21 protein-coding genes are annotated in these 18,212 nt (G+C 66.1%); 7 read left to right on the plus strand and 14 right to left on the minus strand.

Annotation, left to right across the window (positions count from 1 at the left end; translation table 11 throughout):
- Nucleotides 1-413: 413 nt before the first annotated feature.
- Nucleotides 414-887, minus strand: a complete 474-nt coding sequence (locus NA12_RS31885; RefSeq protein WP_067460186.1) for a hypothetical protein — start codon at nucleotides 885-887, stop codon at nucleotides 414-416.
- On the minus strand, nucleotides 884-1,312 hold the full coding sequence (locus NA12_RS34005) for a hypothetical protein (RefSeq protein WP_132370312.1): 429 nt from the start codon (nucleotides 1,310-1,312) through the stop codon (nucleotides 884-886). The genes NA12_RS31885 and NA12_RS34005 overlap by 4 nt, the downstream gene beginning before the upstream one ends.
- A gap of 285 nt (nucleotides 1,313-1,597) precedes the next feature.
- Between NA12_RS34005 and NA12_RS31895 the strand changes: the two genes are divergently transcribed.
- The 3 genes from NA12_RS31895 (at nucleotide 1,598) to NA12_RS31905 (ending at nucleotide 4,698) form a co-directional block, all read left to right on the plus strand.
- Nucleotides 1,598-2,842: an NsdA family TPR-like regulatory protein gene (locus NA12_RS31895; protein ID WP_067460192.1), complete on the plus strand. Its 1,245-nt coding sequence runs from the start codon at nucleotides 1,598-1,600 to the stop codon at nucleotides 2,840-2,842.
- Nucleotides 2,839-3,729 (plus strand): phosphotransferase family protein, encoded by an 891-nt coding sequence (locus tag NA12_RS31900; RefSeq protein ID WP_243655138.1) that lies wholly within the window; start codon nucleotides 2,839-2,841, stop codon nucleotides 3,727-3,729. The genes NA12_RS31895 and NA12_RS31900 overlap by 4 nt, the downstream gene beginning before the upstream one ends.
- Before the next feature lie 264 nt (nucleotides 3,730-3,993).
- Nucleotides 3,994-4,698 (plus strand): 2'-5' RNA ligase family protein, encoded by a 705-nt coding sequence (locus NA12_RS31905; protein ID WP_067460195.1) that lies wholly within the window; start codon nucleotides 3,994-3,996, stop codon nucleotides 4,696-4,698.
- On the opposite strand, the gene NA12_RS31910 is transcribed toward NA12_RS31905, so the two are convergent.
- The 4 genes from NA12_RS31910 to NA12_RS31925 are packed head-to-tail and all read right to left on the minus strand — an operon-like array spanning nucleotide 4,695 to nucleotide 7,465.
- Complete coding sequence (locus NA12_RS31910; RefSeq protein ID WP_067460199.1) at nucleotides 4,695-5,321, minus strand: uracil-DNA glycosylase; 627 nt, start codon at nucleotides 5,319-5,321, stop codon at nucleotides 4,695-4,697. The genes NA12_RS31905 and NA12_RS31910 overlap by 4 nt on opposite strands.
- A gap of 36 nt (nucleotides 5,322-5,357) precedes the next feature.
- Entirely contained in the window at nucleotides 5,358-5,717 is a 360-nt protein-coding gene (locus NA12_RS31915; protein ID WP_067460202.1) for a hypothetical protein, read from the minus strand.
- Between the two features lie 24 nt (nucleotides 5,718-5,741).
- Nucleotides 5,742-7,253, minus strand: a complete 1,512-nt coding sequence (locus NA12_RS31920) for a serine/threonine-protein kinase (protein ID WP_067460205.1) — start codon at nucleotides 7,251-7,253, stop codon at nucleotides 5,742-5,744.
- A complete protein-coding gene (locus NA12_RS31925) occupies nucleotides 7,250-7,465 on the minus strand; it encodes a hypothetical protein (RefSeq protein WP_062991970.1) in 216 nt (71 codons plus the stop codon). The genes NA12_RS31920 and NA12_RS31925 overlap by 4 nt, the downstream gene beginning before the upstream one ends.
- 94 nt (nucleotides 7,466-7,559) lie before the next feature.
- On the opposite strand from NA12_RS31925, the gene NA12_RS31930 reads away from it, so the two are divergent.
- Entirely contained in the window at nucleotides 7,560-8,288 is a 729-nt protein-coding gene (locus tag NA12_RS31930) for a TetR/AcrR family transcriptional regulator (protein WP_243655137.1), read from the plus strand.
- A gap of 111 nt (nucleotides 8,289-8,399) precedes the next feature.
- Here NA12_RS31930 and NA12_RS31935 read toward each other — a convergent pair whose 3' ends face one another.
- Both NA12_RS31935 and NA12_RS31940 read right to left on the minus strand, forming a co-directional pair.
- Nucleotides 8,400-9,029, minus strand: a complete 630-nt coding sequence (locus NA12_RS31935; protein WP_132370310.1) for an NERD domain-containing protein — start codon at nucleotides 9,027-9,029, stop codon at nucleotides 8,400-8,402.
- A 7-nt stretch (nucleotides 9,030-9,036) separates the two neighbouring features.
- Complete coding sequence (locus tag NA12_RS31940; RefSeq protein ID WP_067460213.1) at nucleotides 9,037-10,455, minus strand: WGR domain-containing protein; 1,419 nt, start codon at nucleotides 10,453-10,455, stop codon at nucleotides 9,037-9,039.
- Nucleotides 10,456-10,920: 465 nt separating this feature from the next.
- On the opposite strand from NA12_RS31940, the gene NA12_RS31945 reads away from it, so the two are divergent.
- From NA12_RS31945 to NA12_RS31955, 3 genes are all read left to right on the plus strand, one after another.
- Entirely contained in the window at nucleotides 10,921-11,550 is a 630-nt protein-coding gene (locus NA12_RS31945) for a VldE C-terminal domain-containing protein (RefSeq protein WP_067460247.1), read from the plus strand.
- Nucleotides 11,551-11,689: 139 nt separating this feature from the next.
- Nucleotides 11,690-12,430, plus strand: a complete 741-nt coding sequence (locus NA12_RS31950; RefSeq protein WP_067460216.1) for a glucose 1-dehydrogenase — start codon at nucleotides 11,690-11,692, stop codon at nucleotides 12,428-12,430.
- A 79-nt stretch (nucleotides 12,431-12,509) separates the two neighbouring features.
- Nucleotides 12,510-13,043, plus strand: coding sequence for a hypothetical protein (locus tag NA12_RS31955; protein ID WP_067460219.1), 534 nt, complete (start codon nucleotides 12,510-12,512; stop codon nucleotides 13,041-13,043).
- Nucleotides 13,044-13,088: 45 nt separating this feature from the next.
- Here the strand turns inward: NA12_RS31955 and ppnP are convergent, their stop codons facing one another.
- The 6 genes from ppnP to sucB all read right to left on the minus strand — a co-directional run.
- Nucleotides 13,089-13,400 (minus strand): pyrimidine/purine nucleoside phosphorylase, encoded by a 312-nt coding sequence (gene ppnP / locus NA12_RS31960; protein WP_067460222.1) that lies wholly within the window; start codon nucleotides 13,398-13,400, stop codon nucleotides 13,089-13,091.
- A gap of 38 nt (nucleotides 13,401-13,438) precedes the next feature.
- Nucleotides 13,439-14,461: a lipoyl synthase gene (gene lipA, locus NA12_RS31965; protein WP_067460224.1), complete on the minus strand. Its 1,023-nt coding sequence runs from the start codon at nucleotides 14,459-14,461 to the stop codon at nucleotides 13,439-13,441.
- A complete protein-coding gene (gene lipB, locus NA12_RS31970) occupies nucleotides 14,458-15,207 on the minus strand; it encodes a lipoyl(octanoyl) transferase LipB (protein WP_067460227.1) in 750 nt (249 codons plus the stop codon). The genes lipA and lipB overlap by 4 nt, the downstream gene beginning before the upstream one ends.
- 123 nt (nucleotides 15,208-15,330) lie before the next feature.
- Nucleotides 15,331-15,834 (minus strand): GNAT family N-acetyltransferase, encoded by a 504-nt coding sequence (locus tag NA12_RS31975; RefSeq protein ID WP_067460230.1) that lies wholly within the window; start codon nucleotides 15,832-15,834, stop codon nucleotides 15,331-15,333.
- Nucleotides 15,835-15,838: 4 nt separating this feature from the next.
- A complete protein-coding gene (locus tag NA12_RS31980; protein WP_067460232.1) occupies nucleotides 15,839-16,732 on the minus strand; it encodes a TIGR01777 family oxidoreductase in 894 nt (297 codons plus the stop codon).
- A gap of 12 nt (nucleotides 16,733-16,744) precedes the next feature.
- Nucleotides 16,745-18,212: 2-oxoglutarate dehydrogenase, E2 component, dihydrolipoamide succinyltransferase (gene sucB / locus NA12_RS31985; protein WP_067460250.1), on the minus strand; the 1,468-nt coding region annotated here is incomplete at its 5' end.

The following is an 18,212-nucleotide window of genomic DNA, read 5'->3' on the forward strand; positions in this document are numbered from 1 at the left end:
GCGAAAGATGCTGTACTGCAAGCCATTAAGGGGTATCTAGTTGCTACTATTCAGAGGGCGAGTTGCCGATGGCGGCGTAGGCGCACGGGTTTCAGGCAGCTGGGTGCTGAATCCGTAGGGAAGGCCGAGTGAGAATTCGTGTGGTCTCACTGGGCCGTGCCAAGGTCAGTGGGTTGTCGAAAGGCACGCGGTGCCTTGGTCAGGGCTGTAGGAACAGCCGCTCGTTGGGAAGGCGGTGCATTCCGGCGCAGTGACCGGGGTAGACGGTGACCGTGCCGGGGCGGCTGGTGGCCCATCGCAGACGAACACCAGTGCAGCGGCCAAGCAGGCGGCGAAATGTATTCGCACACCGGCTAATTCGACAGATATGCGAATGTCGGGTTCGTCGGGGCATGGTGAGTGGCCGCCGGTTTTCATCGTCGAGTCTGCCTCAAGATCGATAACGCGCATTCGATCACCACGGCCCCCGACGGGCGGAACGCACTGATAGCCGGAGACACCCACGTGCGGATCATCAGCGGGTCGGGTACCGGGGACGGCAAGGCGATATCGCCATCGCGGATTACCACCACCCGCGCCTTCCACAATCGCGCCACCTCGTCGGGGTCGCCGATCGGCTGGATATCGGCCCTTGCTAGGAAGGTCCACATGTTGGCGCGCGGGTGCCCGATGATCGACAACGGCGCGACACCGCGCACATCGAGGTTGGTTTTGACCTGCTGGGCCAAACCGATCGGCATCATCACCGCCCCGACGAATCCGGCCCGCATCGTGATTCGCCCCGTTGCCGGGTCGATGACGGTCGGTAGCGAGCACATGCCCCGGTAGAACTCGCATCGTGTCCGGGGTGTCTCGGCAAAGGCCGCGGTGGGGTTGGTCTGGGTCATCGCAACCAACCGGCTTGTTTCATCGCATCGAACGCCTTTACGAGGTCGGCGAGCGACGGCGTGAGGTCGCCCTCGGCCAGGGCTGTTGGTCTGGGTCGGACACAATCGCTGGCGCGCTGGTTCAGTTCTGCCGGGGGCAGTGGCACAGCGCAGACCAAACCTTCGTTTTCGAGGCCGGACAAGGCACCGAGCAGCGCCACATATCGACCGTCTCCGAGTCGGCCGGGCGTGCCGGTCGCCGGGCACGCTACTGCCCGCGCCGATCCACCGACGGAGACTTCCTCAGCCGCCGAGACGTAGTGGCGCGCCGCTCCTGCACCCTCTGGCCAGCTTTGAAGGGCACGGATGTCGGGAGTGATCAGGCCACCGGGTTCAGGGGCGTCGAGCACTTGTCGCTCGACATCGGTCAGGTTTGCCGTGCTCATCATTCCCCCTGGTAGGTACAGCGGCGACGTCGCATGTCGTAGCAGTCGATGTCGCGAGCGTTTGCGTGAAACCCCAGTGTTCGGGGGTAGTGCACGTCCAAGCATCCGCCGCTGAAAGCTGAAGGAAGAGGGCAAGTTATGGGGCAAAAAGGACCGCCACTCACGACGGGACAGCCGACTACACTCGGTCACGTCCCGTAGTCATACGGAGGTGGCGTGTCACCCAACATCCAGCTACAGCAACGTCGAGAAGGGACGCCGTCGCGGGTCGTCCCGAATACGACGATGAGCCGCGCTGAACTCGCCGACGCGATCAACGAACACGTGTGGCGAACGACTGGCGTCCGACGAGATCTCGACGCGCACGCGATCGCCAGGTACGAACGCGGAGTTGTGCGGTGGCCGAGTGCTGACTATCGCCGCGCCATGAACCATGTCCTCGGGGCGTCAGATTCGGAACTCGGCTTTGTTCGGTCTCGCCGGCGCCAACCCGTCGATGAGCGACCGGACCGCGCTCTCGCGGTGAATCTGTTCAGTCCGTTCGGCCCGTCGACCGGGGCAATCGGTTTCCTACCAGGATCCGATTTCTCCGGACCGCAATCCGGTCGGGTAGGCAATACCGAGATCGACGCTGTCCGCGCGGCGACACAGACTGCCGCATCGACCGAAAACCTACACGGTGGCGGCTCCTCGGCGATCGTGGCCGCAAACCAAGCGCTGACGAGGTTCGCGCCGATGGTGCACGGTGCCGTCAGTGCCAGTCTGCGGCGCTCGTTGTTCGAGGCGGTCGGCAATCTCAGCAGTGTCGTGGGGTATACCGCTTTTGACGCTGGTGAGTTTCCAGATGCGGACCGATACTTCCAATTCGCGCTGTGGTGCGCGGATTCGGCGGGATCGTGGGATCTTCGCGCTAGCGCTCTTGCCGATATGGCGCGACGATCGGCGTTCGTCGGGGATCCGGATAGTGCTCTCTCCCTCATCGAACTCGCCCAAGTCCGGTCCGACCGCCTGACCTTCACCGTTCGTGCGATGCTGAGCGCCATGCGAGCGCAGTATCTGGCCGCTTCGGGACGTACCCATGAGGTCGTTTCGGAGGTCGCCTGCGCAGATGAGCTATTCGAAGCCCGCGAACCAGACGCGGACCCGCCCTGGATGTGTTTCTACGACACAGCCGAACACCTCGGAAGTACTGGAAAGGCACTCGCTTTGGCAGCCGAGGCACTCAACTCGATCGACGTCGCCGCGCCTCGGCTGCGCTACGCCATCGACATGCAAGGCTCCGAATACCCTCGATCGCGAACGTTCTCACAGATTCGGTTAGCGGTGTTGACGATGACGGTTGGAGACCCCCGCGACGCGGCCGCGATCGGAATGGAAGCGGTGGTCCGCAGCCGCGCACTGAGATCAGCGCGTATCGCGACCGAGCTTCGCGGGTTGGCAGCGGTCGCGAGCACACACCGCCGCATCACCGAGGTCGGTGCGCTACGCGCGCTCATCGTCACAACGACATCGAGGGAGCCAGCTTCATGAGCCGCCCCGATCCTATCGAGGAAAGCTCGCTGGCAATTCTCGAAAAAGCGGCGGCTATCAGCGGCATCGATCCAACTCGTGCGGAACTCGTCCGGGCCGGGTCCAACACGATTTACCGCGTGGGCGACATCATCGGGCGGGTCGGCAAGACGGGAACAACTGATGCGGCCGTACGAGAGCTGCGAATCTCGCAGTGGCTCAATGCCTCTGGACTGCTCACGGTTCACGTTGCCGACGTCGCCAATCCTTTGGCCGTGGTAGATGATCGTCCGATCACCTGGTGGCAGCGGATTCCGGACCACCGCGCAGCGACAACTACCGAGTTGGCGACCGCTCTTCGCCAACTTCACGCCCTCGCGCCGCCGACAACGTTTGTGCTCCCGGAGCACGAACCATTCGCCGGGCTTCGCCGAGCAATCACTTCGACAGGTCGCCTGGCCGCTGAGGACCGTGCTTGGCTTCTCGACCACCACGACGGGCTGTGGAAACAGTATTCTCAGCTCGAGCCGCCTGCTCGGAAAACCGTCATTCACGGCGACGCGTGGCAAGGCAACCTAGTCGTTCCGGTTGGAGGAAGGCCGATACTCGTTGATCTGGACCGCGTCTCTCTGAGCCGACCCGGGTGGGACCTCATTCAGATTGCAGCTGATCACACCGATTTCGACCGTCTATCGGAGGCCGACTACCTAGCGTTCGTCGATGCCTATGGCGCTGACGTCACCACGGATCCGGCATTTCGGCCGCTTGCCGACATCCAAGAACTACGCTGGACTGTTTTCTCGCTGTCGCTGTCAGAGGCCAGCGAGGGCGCAGCAGATGAGGTGCGCCATCGTCTTGCTTGCTTGCGGGGCGAAATTGACCGACCTTGGCGCTGGAACGCGCTCTGACGAACTCGTTCGCGGCCATGGACACGCCGACCACCACGCGACGAGTGGCCCGCGCGGTGAGACTCATATAACTTATGGCCGTTGTCGCGGAGGCCACGTCATTGCTGCCCGTACGTTGGAGCGGGGTGTGAGTCAGTGGGAATGGCTGCACCGCAACGAATGTGACTACCGGGCCGGGGTGTTCAGCACCTCAGTGCTGCGTCCGGCCGGTGGTCAGCAAACTCGCTTACCAGCACGTCACCGGGGAAGGTTGAGCAGCCGGTCATGACATCGAACGGCCCGTTCCCTCGACTGCTGCCGGACTCGACATCGGATCCGGAAGCCATCGCGCGAAACGACTGGAGCGCCTTCTCCGAAATCAGTGCCCTTCGTGATCACTGGACCGTGAAACAGTGGGCACCGGGGCGCACGGGCTACTACTGGTACCTGACCTTCGACGACACCGATCTGACCCAACTCGCTGCCGAATGCCAGCAGGCCCTGGCGATCGGCGGGATCGATCCAGTTCCACTGGATGCCCTGCACATCACCGTGATGGGGATTGGCTCCACGGACGATGTGGCACAGGGGCAGATTGATGGGTTGATCTCCGTTGCGCGTGAGCGTCTTTCGGATGTGAAGCCGTTCGATCTAACCGTAGGGCCGCTCAGTGGCTCACGTAGTGCGATCAGATTCTCCGTCGCACCGTGGGACCCGCTCCTCGATCTGCAGCAGCTGTTGTCGACCTGTACCGGGGAAGTATTGCGGAGCGTCGCGAGCGCTCCGAGTGCTGCACGATTCCGGCCGCATCTAGGTATCGCCTACAACAACATTGACCGTACTGCTGTTGAGGTTGTCGACGCTGTCGGAGAGTTGCGCGGGGCCGAGCGCGTGAACGTGCGGGTGAACCAAGTCGAATTGGTTGTCCTCAGACGAGAAGACCACACCTACCGTTGGGACACCCGCACGGTCCTTGCTCTCGGTGGTTAGCGGCGCAACATTGCGGCCAGTTGGCCGATCGCTACATCGAAGCGGTGTCGGGCAGCCTTTGGGGCCAAGCCCCGCTGGGAACAGTGCGGCACGCCTTCCGGGAATACGTACAGGTCCGGGCGGTGGATGGCGGCGCGGCGCCAGCCGTCTTCGGCTGCTCTGCCCAGGCACAGAACGATTTCCAGGTCGGGGCACTGGGCGATGAATTCGCGGGTCCATCGGGTGCCTCGGTCTCGTTCGGAGGCCAGGGACGCTCCGTTTTCGCGGCCGGTGGGGAATGGGCAGACGTTCCAGTTGACGACTGAGTGCCAGTCGACGCCGTGGGCGGCGTAGGCCTCGCGGCAGTTTCTTGCCGTCGCGTCGTTGTTGTCGGGGCTGATCAGGCCGGAACCTCCGTTGCGGGCAGCTTCGGCTTTCGTGGACGGGTTGTCGAGCAGTACGAGTGCTCGTGCCTTGATGCCACCTAGATCGGGATCGATGTAGGGCACGTGCCCGTGCGGGATTCCCTCGGCGTCTGCGATCCTGTCGGCTAGGTCGTTCAGCGCGCGCACGTGGGGTGCGCGGATGCGGGAGTGCTTGTCCGCCAATACATCAGGGTAAGCATTGCGTCCGTAGACCGTCATATGGGCAGTGTGACAGGGGTCGCCGACATGTTCGGATCATTGGCCGAATGAGCGTCGGAGGTTTGCGTTGATCAGGGTGTTGATGCGGTGGCGGAGGTGGCCGACTGTTGAGGTGTCGAGGTCTGGGGAGGTGACAAAGAGGGTCCAGCGGAGGTGAGTGCCGCCGTGGTTGTCAGGTGGGAGGTCGAAATGTAGTTGGGCGGTGGGGTGTTTGGGCCACAGGGTGGTCCAGATGACGAGGCTGGGGTAGGTGCTTTCGAGGACCTCGGGCCGTTGCTCGTCTGTCCGCAAGATGAGCCAGGGGCGGGTGGGGTCGCGATCGGGGTTGGTGAGGGCGGCGAAGACTGCGTGAGGTGGGGCGGGTTGGCTTCGCCGGCGGCTGCCGATGGCGTGCATGGGCAGAGGGTAATTGGCGGCGGCTCAGCCGGTGGTCAGGTCGATGCCGAGTTCGGTTCGGCCGCACTGGGTTGCCTGGGTGGCGAGGAGTGTGCGGAGGGGTTCGGGGATTTCCTCGCGGGCTTCGGAAATCGATTGCCAGATCGCCGGGTCCTGCGTCGTGATGGTGGCGACGAAGAGTTCCAGGTTGTCGGATTCGTTGAGGAGAGTCAGGGAGCGGAGTCGGGCTGAGACGTCCTGGCGGAGGACGATTTGTATCAGGGTTGTGGTGCAGTCGGCGGTGGGGGCGGCTTCGAGGGCTTCTCGGAAATTGTTGTCGGTGAGGGTGTTTATGGCGGTGGCGAGGGTGTCGTGGGTGGCGGCGGGTAGGTCGTTGAGGAGGGGGAGGGCTTCGGGCCAGAGGTTGTGAGTGGCGGTGGCTTCTATGGCGGCGGTGAGGTAGGCGGGGCGGTGCATTACCGGGAGGGAGGCCAGGCGTTTGCGGTCCGGGGTGGAGAGGGCGAGGGCTACTGGGAGGAGGGTGGGCCAGTGGTTTTCGGTGTGGGCTTGTTCTATGAGGGTGGTTAGGGATTCGTCGGGTTCTGTGGCTACTCGGGCGGCGACGGTGTGGAGTTGGGTGGGGGAGAGGTGGGTGGCTAGGGGGAGTAGGGAGAGCCAGAGGTTTTGGGTTAAGGCTAGGTCGGCGATTTTGGTGAGGAGGGTGGGGTTTTGCATGGCTGGGCGTTGGGCCAGGCGTTGTAGGGGTTGGGGGGACATGCCTGCTGCTACGGGGAGGAGGGTGTCCCAGGCGTCGACTTCTTCTACTGCGGCGAGTAGGCCGTCGATGACTTCGTCATCTTGGGCGGCTACGACGTTGGCGAGTTTGGAGCGTTCTGTGGGGCCGAGGAGGGCTAGCAGGGTGATTGCTTTGGGCCATTCGTCGGCGTCGTGGGTTGCGCGGATGACGCCGGGGACTCGGTCGGTGACGATGGTGAGGAGGCGGTCGGCTGCTGAGGTTTCTTCGAGGTAGTAGCCGACCTGGAGGATGTCGAGGTCGGAGGCGTGGGGGAGGGCTGCGCGGAGGACCGAGTCGGGGACCGAGCCTGCGAGGTTGCCCATTGTCAGATAGTCGCCGCGGCTGATCAATTCGCTGGCGACGGCTGCTGCCATCGGGCCGGGGACTCGGGCGATCAGTTCGACTGCTCGGCGGGGGTCGAGGGTGAGGGTGCCGTCGGCTAGGAAACTGGGGGAGAGGGCGCTGGCGATGGCTACGGCGCGGGCTGGGTCGACGGAGCCGGCGAGCGCGGCGGCGAGAACGGGGCCGAAGGCGGCTTCGGTGATCTTGGCGGCGATGGGGGCGGGGACGAGCTTGGCGGCGGCGCCGACTCGTTGCATGCGGCGGGCTTCGCGGCGGGCGGTGAGATCGGTGATCTGGTCGCGGAATTCGCGGAGGGCCGTGGGTCGGAGGGCGGCGAGGAAGTCCAGGTCGGCGGGGTCGCGGTCTAGGACGCGGGCCAGTTTGGCTAGTTCGACGGTGGTGTGGTGGGTCGCGGTCATAGTCCGAGCACCTTCTTCACGGCGGGGCGGGCTAGGCGGGGGATGAGACGCATGCCGGAGTCGAGGGCGTCGTCGAGGGCGGCCTTGCGGTGGTCGAGGGCGGCGCGGACGTAGTTGTCGAGGAGGGCCAGCTCGTCGGGGGTGAGGGTGGCGAAGTCGGGTGGTGGTGGGGCGCCGAGTGTTGCGGTGAGTTGGCGCAGGGCATCCGACACGGACCGTCTCCTTCGATGCGATGTCCGGAAGTTCGTACTGCCGGTACGAGCAGCGATACTGCCGGTACGCGATGTCATATGTAAAGAGCAATTTATGCGCAGTATGTTGGAAGTCCCAATCGTACTGCTGGTACGTGTAATGTTCCCGACCGTGACCCGCGCCAGTCGACGACCTCCGCCGGTGAGCCGGGATGTCATCGTCGACGCCGCGATTCGGGTGCTCGATCGGGACGGGCCTTATCCGAGCATGGATTCTTTCGCGGTCGAGGCTGGGATCACGAAGCCGCGGTTGTATCGGCAGTTCACCGACAAAGGTGACCTTTACGCCGCCATCGGTACACGATTCGCCGACTCGGCATTCGCCGCGACGGGAACCGACCTGACCCTGCTGTTGCAGCCGCCCAGCGCCGCCATTGATCGTGCGCTCACCGACTATTCCGTCGGAATTCTTGCCCACCCCAATGTTTTCCGGTTTCTGACACAGACGAGTGCCAACCGTGAGGGAGTGACGGGTCAGTACGACCTCGCCGGCGCTGTGGCGGGTCGATTCGCGGAAAGGGCTCGGGCTGTGGCGGATTCGATTCCTGTGGATGCCGAGGGGATCGAATATCTGGCGCGGGCGATCGTCGGTGTGATGATCGTGCTGACAGACCTGTGGTTGAGCGACGCGGAGCCGGATTCCGGTGAATTCATGAGTAGGGTGCACGAATTGGTGTGGGGGATGATCGATGCGTTTCTGCGCGGGCGGGGGATCGCGGCAGATCCAGAGGTGCCGATCTTTGTCACCCTTGCGGCGTTGAACCCGGAAGCGGGCGAAGTCTGAGGCATCGGCGACGTGGCACAACCCGGGGCTCGACTGCCGGGTGAACCCGCCACAGGTGCGGTATGCCGGAACCCGCCCGGCGAACTTCGAGTCGCCGGACGGGTCATCTTGTCAGTCGCGCGGCCGGTGGGGAAGTGCGAATGTCGCGAGCGCCTCCTCGATCCGCTCGACACGATCCGGTGGCATGCGATGGCGTGCGTCGTGTGTCGGTCGTGACAGGCGACTCACCAATTCATCGACGGTGTGGACGTGGCGGCGGTTCAGCGCGGGCAGGTTCAGGTGGACACGGCTGTCGGTGAAACAGACTCCGGTGCGCACGATCGCGGCCTCGCCTGCACGCTGCAGTTGCTTCATCAACAGCATGCTCTTGAAATGTGCCAGCTCCAGCACGTTTCCGTGGTCGATTCGGCGACCGTTCGCCGCGGTCTGAATCCAATGGTCGGTCTCGACGTCGACCGAGCCGGACCAGGCTTTCAGCTCGATCATGTGCAGGCCGCTCGGGGTGGTCAGCAACAGATCGATCTCGAACGGCTTCGCGCCGGTTGCCGGGAACTCGAAATTGGACCAGGCCCGCCACGGGCTCGTGGACGGTAATCGTTCGAGGATGGTGGCGAGTCCGCGGCGTTCGTGGCTGTGTTCCGATTCGGTGATCGGGGTCCAGGTCATCGTCGCCGGCTTGTCGACGGGTGACGGGCGGTGTCTCGGCATGGCGGCGGGGTTGGGCCGCGGTGGGGATGTCACCGGGCACTCAACCCAGGCGGCGGATGTCGCCGCGGACTCGGTAGAAGCCGCCGCGGGCGGATTCGGAGACGGCGTCGACGACGTAGCGGGCGCCGGCGAGGCGGATGTCGCGGGGGAATTGGACGTTCCAGGCGGGGTCGTAGCCGGGGGAGATGACGTGGACGCGTAGGGAGTCGCCGTGTTGGAGGCATTCGACGATGACGCCGGTGCCGGCGTCGGTGGTGAGTTCGAGGGTGGTGCTGGGGGCTACGGCGGAGAATTCGGGGGCTTTCACCGAGCGGGTGGTGGGGAGGACGCCCTGGTCGGCGTCGCGGATGGCGGATTCGCTGACGTCCAGGCAGGCCAGGGCGCCGGAGGTGGTGACCAGGTAGAGCTTTTCGTTGTGGTACTGCATGGAGTAGGCGGAGCCGCAGCCGGTGGCGAGTTTCCACAGGCGGGTGCCGGTGGCGTCGAAGCAGTAGACCGAGGAGTGGGAGTCGCCGGCGAAGACGTAGCGGCCGTCGGGGGAGGCGGCGCAGGAGAAGACGGCGGCGTCGCACTGGTAGGTGCGGGTGGCGCTGCCCTGTTTGGTGATCTCCTCGACCTGGTTGTGGGAGGTGCCCGCGTAGACGGTGTCGGATTCCTGCCAGCCGAACAGGACCGCGCCACGGGTGGACGAATTCCACTGGGAGCGGCCGGTTTCCAGGTGGTACTTGGTGACGCCGGCGCTGTGGCCGTGGTAGACACCGGTGGGGTCTACGCGGACCATCCAGCCGGAATTGCCCTTGCTGCGGGCTGACCAGAGGGATTCCTCTTCGTGGTCGATGACGGTCAGGCCGCCCGCGGAGTCGGAGGCGGCGAGGATGCCGTCGTGGATATCGAGCCAGTAGACGTCGTCGGCGGAGACGTCGTAGGCGGCGCGGGGGACCTTGCCGGACAGGTCGTAGACGCGGCCGTCGTCGCAGCCGGCGTAGATCCAGAAGTCGTCGGCGACGATGCATTTGACCGCGTCGGGCAGTTTGTAGCTGTTGGTGACGACGCCGGCGGGGGAGAGGGTGAAGACCTCGCCGTCCTCGTTGCCGACCCAGCAGCGCTGGTCGTCGACGAAGATGCCGAAGGCGGAGGCGCCGGAGTCGAAGCGCCACAGCACGGGGGCCGACTTGGCGGTGGAGCGCTGGCTGGTGATGGTGCGGCGGGTGACGGTGCGGCGTTCGCGCGCGCCCATGACAGCGGGGGCGTAGCCCTTGCGTACCTTTTCGCCGACCTTCTTCTGCGCGGCGGCCTTCGCCTTGTCCTCGGTGGCGAAGGAACTCGCTTTGGACTGGCCTTGCTCGCCGATCCGGCCGTACCGGATATTGACGTTCGTTCCGGTGACGACTACCTCGTAGAACTTGTGCGAGGAGCCCGCGTCGTCGGACAGTTCGAGATAGGTGGTTTCGGCGGTCATGCGTCCTCGCTGAGCTCGTGGAGATCGAATGCACGAAAAATAGCAAGGGGCACCGACATTGACGCGGCGCTCGTCCGCGCGGGCTATCCGGTCGCCCGCGGATGGAACGAATGCCGTCCGACCGGCACCGAACCTTCTGGCCGGTGAACAGGCACGTTGGCGGCTCTCATCTGCCTGTGGATACTTCACCCGAAGGGGGTCGCGGCGATGGTCGATGGGCATCTGCGCGGGCGCGGGATCTTGGAGATACCGATTCTCGGTACCCCGACGGGTCCAACCGGGAAGGTAGTCGGCGGTCGGCGCGACAGGCCGTCTTGATAACGACACGCGGCGAAAGGATTGCGGGATCGCTTCGGGTGATAGATGCTGGTCCGACTGTGTAGTGTGCGTGTGGGCGTGACATTTCCGCGACCGTTTCGTAATCTTACAGTGACCTGTTCTCGACAACGACTGGTGATCTACATCGTGACTGCTTCGCATCGCAAACCGTCGGCTCCCAAGAGCCGGCTGCCGCTGGCCGTGTGCAGTCTCGCGGCGACTGTTCCCGGCATGTTGATGATGGTGATGCGACCGGGTGCGGCGGAGGTCGAGGCGGTGGCTTCGGTCGAGCCGCTGTCGACGTCGGCCATCGAGCTCGACCCGATCGCCGCCGCGCCGATGCACGACGCTCCGCAGCCGGGGCCGATCGTCCGGGCAGACGACGAGATGGCGGCGTTGTCGGCGCTGAAGGTGAAGGTGTTGTGCGGGACGGAGTTCAACGGGACCCTGCCGCACGTGGCGCAGGTCGGAAACCTGTTGCAGAAGATGTTCGGGGTCTCCGATATCGGTGGTGCGCACGGTCGCTACGACGGTGATCACGGCGCGGGGCAGGCGCTCGATGTGATGACGGGAAACCTCGCGCTCGGCAACACCATCGCGGATTTCGTCCTGGCCAACAAGGCGCGCTTCGGTGTCACGTATGTGATCTGGCAGCAGCGGTACAACGACGGTAACGGCTGGTCCTACATGGAGGATCGCGGCAGCCCGACGCAGAATCACTACGACCACGTGCATATTTCGTTCCAGTCGTCGCACGCGGCCAATATCGCCTGCTGATCTCGACTCGTGGTCGGCGCTCTGGTGAGCGTCGAAGTCCACTGAGCAAAAGTGGAACGTGTTCTAGCAATGCTGCCCATTCGGGCGGGCCTGCTCCTACGGTGGGAGGAGGTTCGATTCGACGAAGGAGCATGCGGACATGGGACGGTTGGCCGGCAAGGTCGCGGTGATCAGTGGTGGGGCTCGGGGGATGGGGGCGGCGCACGCTCGGCGGTTTGTCGCCGAGGGGGCGTCGGTGGTGATCGGGGACGTGCTCGATGACGAAGGTGCCACAGTGGCAAAGGAACTCGGGGACGCGGTGGCGTATCGGCATCTCGATGTTCGTGATCCGCAGCAGTGGGCGGGGATCGTGGCGGCGGCGGTCGAGGAGTTCGGTGGGCTGCATGTGCTGGTGAACAACGCGGGGATCGTGAATGGGAATCTGCTGGTGGACTTCGCGTTGGACGAGTGGCAGCGGATCATCGATATCAATCTGACCGGGACGTTTCTCGGGATGCAGGCGGCTGTTCCGGCGATGAAGGCCGCTGGTGGCGGCTCGATCGTGAATATCTCGTCAGTGGAGGGGATGCGGGGAAGTCCCGGTCTGCACGGGTACACGGCGACGAAGTTCGCGGTGCGTGGGCTCACCAAGTCGGCGGCACTCGAGCTCGCGCCGCAGGGAATTCGGGTGAATTCGGTGCATCCGGGGATGATCTCCACGCCGATGACCGAGGGGATTCCGGCGGACTTCTTGCAGATTCCGCTCGCGCGCGCGGCCGAGCCGGACGAGGTGTCGACGCTGGTGGCCTATCTGGCATCGGACGAGTCCTCGTACTCGACCGGCGCGGAGTTCGTGGTGGACGGCGGCCTCACCGTCGGTGTACCGCACAAGAGCTTCTGACCTGGCGCGTAGCGCTTGTGGGTGATCGGCGCACCCGAACGGGTGATCTCGGCGCGCGAAAGCGAGGAAGATGGGGAGTATGGCCCCCAACAGTGCGAAATATCTGATCAGCAACGGCACCGACGACCGGGTGTCGCTTTTCGATGACGGGCGCGTGAAGGTTTGGTCGACCACCCACTTGTGGACCGAGGAAAGCCGCGAGCGGCACAACGCTCTCGGTGAGACCGTGCTGCTCGGCATCGGGCGCACACTCGGTGAGCCCGGTCCCGTGGATCGGCGTCAGCAGTGTGACGCGGAGTTCGAGCTGGACCCGGCGAAGGGTCACACGGTGGCTGCCACCGTCGGCGCGGACAACGGGACGTTCGTGCAGTTCTTCCACGACGGCAAGATCGCTGTCGGCAACGACGGTCGCGATGTGGCGACGGTGTTCAACGCGGGCCGGGAAACCACGTCGGCTCGCGGAGCGAACGGTGTGGGCGGGTCGGTGATGGTCACCTTCGGTGGCAGCTACCGGCCGAGGACCAAGCGTGAGAGTGACTTTCAGGTGGAATTGAGCGAGGCCACGGCCCCGCGGCCCAACCGGCTGTACAAGGACGAGTTCCTGGTGAAGTAGTCGGCGATCCGGGGCGACCGAGCTGGTCGCCCCGGCACCGGTTCGTCAGCCGTAGTAGCAGACGTAGTGCATGGTGTCGACGACCTCGATGTCGAACGAGCTGTCACCGGGGATCTTGAACGACTCGCCCGCACGGTAGGTGACGGCCTCGGTCGTGCCGGCCAGGGTCACGTTGGCCTCGCCCGCGACCAGCTCCATGATCTCCGGAGCGTTGGTGGTGAAGGTGAGCGAGGACGGCTGGATCACGCCGACCGACACCGAGGCGCCATCGGGCAACTCGAGGCTGTAGCTGACGCACTTGCCGCCGAAGTAGACGTTGGCCTTCTTGCTGACGGAGACGTTCTCGAACTTCGACATGGGTCCTTCCGAGGGAGTGAGGGGACCCTTAGTCTAGGTCAGCTGCCGAAGCGGGCCAGGACCGCGCTGGCTTCCTGGGAGGCGGTGCCTTCCTTGGCGAGGTGGGCCATGGCTTCGGGGATCTCGCGGCCGTGATGGGTCATCGCCTGGGCGTAGAGGCGGCCTGCTCGGTAGGAGGAGCGGACCAGGGGGCCTGCCATCACGCCGGCGAAGCCGAGTTCTTCGGCGAACCGGGAGTGCTCGACGAATTCCTCCGGCTTCACCCAGCGGTCGACCGGGTGGTGGCGGGGGCTGGGGCGCAGGTACTGGGTGATGGTGAGGATGTCGCAGCCCGCTGCGTGGAGGTCGCGCATCGCCTCGGTGACCTCGTCGGGGGTCTCGCCCATGCCGAGGATGAGGTTGGACTTGGTGACCAGGCCCGCCTCGCGGGCGGCGGTGAGCACGGCGAGGGAGCGTTCGTAGCGGAAGGCGGGGCGGATGCGCTTGAAGATGCGCGGCACCGTTTCCAGGTTGTGCGCGAGGACCTCGGGGCGCGAGGAGAAGACCTCGGCCAGCTGGGTGGGGTCGGCGTTGAAGTCGGGGATGAGGAGTTCGACGCCGGTGGCGGGGTTGCTCGCCTTGATGGCGCGCACGGTCTCGGCGTAGAGCCAGGCGCCGCCGTCGTCGAGGTCGTCGCGGGCGACGCCGGTGATCGTGGAGTAGCGCAGGCCCATCGACTGGACGCTCTCGGCGACGCGGCGGGGCTCGTCGCGGTCGAGGGCGGCGGGCTTGCCGGTGTCGATCTGGCAGAAATCGCAGCGGCGGGTGCACTGCTCACCGCCGATGAGGAAGGTGGCCTCGCGGTCTTCCCAGCATTCGAAGATGTTGGGGCAGCCCGCTTCCTCGCAGACGGTGTGCAGGCCCTCGGACTTCACCAGGCTCTTGAGCTCGGTGTATTCGGGGCCCATGGTGGCACGGGTGCGAATCCACTGGGGTTTGCGCTCGATCGGGGTCTGCGCGTTGCGCGCTTCGATGCGCAGCAGCTTGCGTCCGGCGGGGGCAGAGGCGTCTACGGAACTCACCGCACCGACTCTACGCTCGGGGCCTGCGTGTTCGTCGGCGCGGTGGTGCGATCAATGTCATGCGGCGAGACGGGAATTTCACCGTCCAGCGCGGCGACGATCGCGGCGGCGACGAGCGGCTTGACTTCGGCGACGGTGACTTCGCGGCCGAGTTCGCGGGTCAGGGTGGTGACGCCCGCGTCCTTGATGCCGCAGGGCACGATCGCCTGGAAGCCGTCGAGGGCGGAATCGCAGTTCAGGGAGATGCCGTGCAGGGCGACACCGCGCTGCACCCGCACCCCGATCGCGGCGATCTTGCGCTCGGCGAGCAGGTCGGTGGCGGGCAGCCACACCCCGGAGCGGCCGTCGACGCGGCCGCAGGTGATCCCGAAACCGCTGACGACCTGGATCAGTGCCTCTTCCAGGCGCCGGACGTAGTGGACGACATCGACGGGCTCGGCGAGACGGATGATCGGGTAGCCGACGAGCTGACCCGGACCGTGCCAGGTGATCTTGCCGCCGCGATCGACCTCCACGACGGGGCTGCCGTCGATCGGCAGATCCTCGGCCTCGGTGCGGCGGCCCGCGGTGTAGACCGACGGGTGCTCGAGCAGGAACAGCCGGTCGGAACCTGCTCCGGCGGCGCGCTGATCGGCGGTCTGCCGTTGCAGCTCCCAGGCGGCGTGGTAATCGATGAGTCCGAGATCCTCGACCACGATCGGGGTCGTATCGAATCGAGCGGACGCGGTGGGGCGCGTGTCGTTCACGCCTGTGACGTTACGCCTCGGGGGTCGGGCCGGTCTGCCCGCCCGCTGGCGGCACTCAGACCCTGCGGAGGTGTCCTGTCCGGTGAGCGCCCGGCACCGCGCACTCGTGGGGAGCGGGCCGATTCACGGTTCGATCGGGAAGTTTCGCTGCATGAGGGTGAGGTCCATCCAGCGGCCGAATTTGTGGCCGACCTCGGGGAGTTCGCCGACGGTGATGAAACCGAAGCGTTCGTGCAGGACTATCGAGGCGCTGTTGCCGGTTTCGATGGCGGCGACCATGGCGTGGACGCGGCCGGAATCTATTGCGCGCGTGATCAATTCGGTCAGCAATGTGGTGGCCACGCCGCGGCGGTGGAACCGGCTGTCGACATAGACGGAGTTCTCCACGGTGAACCGGTAGCCAGATTTGGGGCGCCACTGGCCGTAGGAGGCGTAGCCGGCGACCTCGCCGTCGATCTCGGCGATCAGGATCGGCATGGCGGCGGCGGTGCGGGTGTCGAACCAGGCGAGGCGGTCGTCCAGGTCGACTTCGTCGGTGTCCCAGATCGCGGTCGACTCGGCGATGTTGGTGTTGTGGATGACGAGAACGGCGGGCAGATCGTCCTTGTCGGCGTCGCGGATCAGCATCGGTTCACCCTCGGTCGACGGCGGCGGACAGCGCGGCGCCGATGGTCGGGTGTCGGTGGGTGTACCCGGCGTCCTCGAGCACCGCGGGAATGGCGCGTGGGCCGTGCAGGATCGAGTCGGCCAGCTCTCCGACCAGGGCTCGCACCGCGAAACCGGGAACGATGAACGGGGTCGGCCGGTGCAGCGCGCGGCCGAGGGCGCGGGTGAATTCCGCGTTGGTGACGGGAGCTGGGCCGGTAGCGTTGAGCGGGCCGGAGATCTCGGGGTGGGTGAGCGCGAAAACGATGGCGCCCACCTCGTCGTCCAGGGAGATCCAGGGAAAGTACTGGCGGCCGCTGCCGAGCCGTCCGCCGAGGCCGGCCCAGTACAGGGGGTGCAGTTTGGCGAGCATGCCGCCGTTGGGGGCCAGCACCACGGCGCTGCGGATCAGCACGGCGCGCACACCGGCCGCGGTGGCGGTTTCGGTGGCGGCTTCCCAGTCCTGACACAACCTGGCCAGGAAATCTGTTCCGGCGGGCGATGTCTCGTCGATGACGGCGTCACCGGTCTCGCTGCCGTAGTAGTGCGCGCCGCTGGCATTGACCAGTGTCGGCACGCCCGCGGCGGCCACCGCGGTGGCGAGGACGTCGGTGGGGGTGATGCGGCTGTCACGCAGCAACTGCTTGTAACGGCCGTCCCAGCGACGGTCGGCGATGCCGGCGCCGCACAGGTTCACGACCGCGTCGGCCCCGCGCAACGCCCGCTCGTCGAGGCGGGCGTGCGCGGGATCCCACGTGAATTCGTCCGGTGCGGCGGCAGCGCGCCGCACCAGACGACAGACCTGGTGCCCGTCGCGGCGCAGTGCCGCGACGAGCGCAGTCCCGATCAGGCCGGACGAACCGGCGATGACCACCTTCATCGAATTCCTCGGCTACAGGCCGAGATCGGCCTCGAACGCCGAATCTTCCAGGCGGTGCTTGATGGTGGAGACGAACCGGCCCGCGTCGGCACCGTCGATGAGACGGTGATCGTAGGTGAGCGGCAGGTACACCATCGAGCGCACGCCGATGGACTCGCCACCGGCCTCGTCGGTCACCACCACCGGGCGCTTCACGATCGCGCCGGTGCCGAGCATGCCCGCCTGCGGCGGGAGCAGGATCGGGGTGTCGAAGAGCGCGCCCTCGCTACCGATGTTGGTGATGGTGAAGGTGCCACCGGACAGCTCGTCGGGCTTGAGGCCACCGGTGCGCGCGCGGTTGGCGATGTCGGCGATCGCGCGGGCCAGACCCGCCAGCGACAGGTCGCTGGCGTTGTGGATGACCGGCGAGAGCAGGCCCTGCTCGGTGTCGACCGCGATCCCCAGGTGCACCGACGCGTGGTAGGTGATCTCCTTGGTGTCCTGGTTGTAGGACGCGTTCACGTTCGGGTGCACGCCGAGCGCCTCGACGACGGCCTTCGCGAAGAACGGCAGGTACGTCAGGTTCACGCCCTCGCGTGCCTTGAACGAGGCCTTCGCGAGCTGACGAAGATGCGCGATCTTGGTGACGTCGGCCTCGTGGACCTGGGTCAGCTGCGCGGTGCTCTGCAGCGATTCGAGCGTCTTGGTCGCGGTGATCTGCCGGATCCGGCTCGCCTTCTGCGTGGTGCCGACGAGGGCGGCCAGCTTCGGCGCGGCGGACTGCTTGGCCGCGGGTGCGGGCGCTGCGGCAGCGGCGGGAGCCGGAGCCGGAGCGGCGGGCGCCTTCTTGGCCTCGGCGGCGGCGAGCACGTCCTGCTTGCGGATGCGGCCGCCGACACCGGAACCGGTGAGGGTCGACAGATCGACGTTGTTCTCGTCGGCCAGTTTGCGGACCAGCGGGGTGACGTACGGGGTGCTGCCGTTGGACGAAGCCGGAGCCGGAGCGGGCTTGGCCGCGGGAGCGGGCTTGGGAGCCGGTGCGGGCTTCGGCGCGGGCGCCGCGGCGGCGGGCGCGGGAGCCGGTGCGGGCTCGGGCGCGGGAGCCGGTGCGGGCTCGGGAGCAGGAGCAGGAGCAGGAGCAGGAGCAGGAGCAGGAGCAGGAGCGGGTGCGGGTGCGGCGGCCGCGGGCTGACCGCTACCGATCACACCCAGCTGACCACCCACATCGACGACGTCGTCTTCCTGCGCCGTGATCTCGAGCAGCGTGCCGGCGACCGGCGACGGGATCTCGGTGTCGACCTTGTCGGTGGACACCTCGAGCAGCGGCTCGTCGACCTCGACAGAGTCACCCACGGCCTTGAGCCAGCGGGTCACGGTGCCTTCGGTGACCGACTCGCCCAGCTCGGGCATCTTCACGGGCGTACCCGAACCAGCGGACGCGGCAGGCGCGGCGGCCGGGGCGGGAGCCTCGGCGGCGGGCGCTTGCGCGGCGGGCTCGGGT

Source organism: Nocardia alba NBRC 108234, assembly GCF_001612665.1.
Lineage (GTDB): Bacteria > Actinomycetota > Actinomycetes > Mycobacteriales > Mycobacteriaceae > Nocardia > Nocardia alba.

Coding starts and splice junctions, on each gene's coding strand:
- NA12_RS31975 (WP_067460230.1), bottom strand. CDS start 15,834: ATGCTGATCCGCGACGCCGACAAGGACGATCTGCCCGCCGTTCTCGTC.
- NA12_RS31900 (WP_243655138.1), top strand. CDS start 2,839: ATGAGCCGCCCCGATCCTATCGAGGAAAGCTCGCTGGCAATTCTCGAA.
- NA12_RS34005 (WP_132370312.1), bottom strand. CDS start 1,312: ATGAGCACGGCAAACCTGACCGATGTCGAGCGACAAGTGCTCGACGCC.
- NA12_RS31950 (WP_067460216.1), top strand. CDS start 11,690: ATGGGACGGTTGGCCGGCAAGGTCGCGGTGATCAGTGGTGGGGCTCGG.
- NA12_RS31980 (WP_067460232.1), bottom strand. CDS start 16,732: ATGAAGGTGGTCATCGCCGGTTCGTCCGGCCTGATCGGGACTGCGCTC.
- NA12_RS31930 (WP_243655137.1), top strand. CDS start 7,560: ATGCGCAGTATGTTGGAAGTCCCAATCGTACTGCTGGTACGTGTAATG.
- NA12_RS31905 (WP_067460195.1), top strand. CDS start 3,994: ATGACATCGAACGGCCCGTTCCCTCGACTGCTGCCGGACTCGACATCG.
- NA12_RS31885 (WP_067460186.1), bottom strand. CDS start 887: ATGACCCAGACCAACCCCACCGCGGCCTTTGCCGAGACACCCCGGACA.
- NA12_RS31940 (WP_067460213.1), bottom strand. CDS start 10,455: ATGACCGCCGAAACCACCTATCTCGAACTGTCCGACGACGCGGGCTCC.
- ppnP (WP_067460222.1), bottom strand. CDS start 13,400: ATGTCGAAGTTCGAGAACGTCTCCGTCAGCAAGAAGGCCAACGTCTAC.
- NA12_RS31920 (WP_067460205.1), bottom strand. CDS start 7,253: ATGACCGCGACCCACCACACCACCGTCGAACTAGCCAAACTGGCCCGC.
- NA12_RS31895 (WP_067460192.1), top strand. CDS start 1,598: ATGAGCCGCGCTGAACTCGCCGACGCGATCAACGAACACGTGTGGCGA.
- NA12_RS31915 (WP_067460202.1), bottom strand. CDS start 5,717: ATGCACGCCATCGGCAGCCGCCGGCGAAGCCAACCCGCCCCACCTCAC.
- NA12_RS31910 (WP_067460199.1), bottom strand. CDS start 5,321: ATGACGGTCTACGGACGCAATGCTTACCCTGATGTATTGGCGGACAAG.
- NA12_RS31955 (WP_067460219.1), top strand. CDS start 12,510: ATGGCCCCCAACAGTGCGAAATATCTGATCAGCAACGGCACCGACGAC.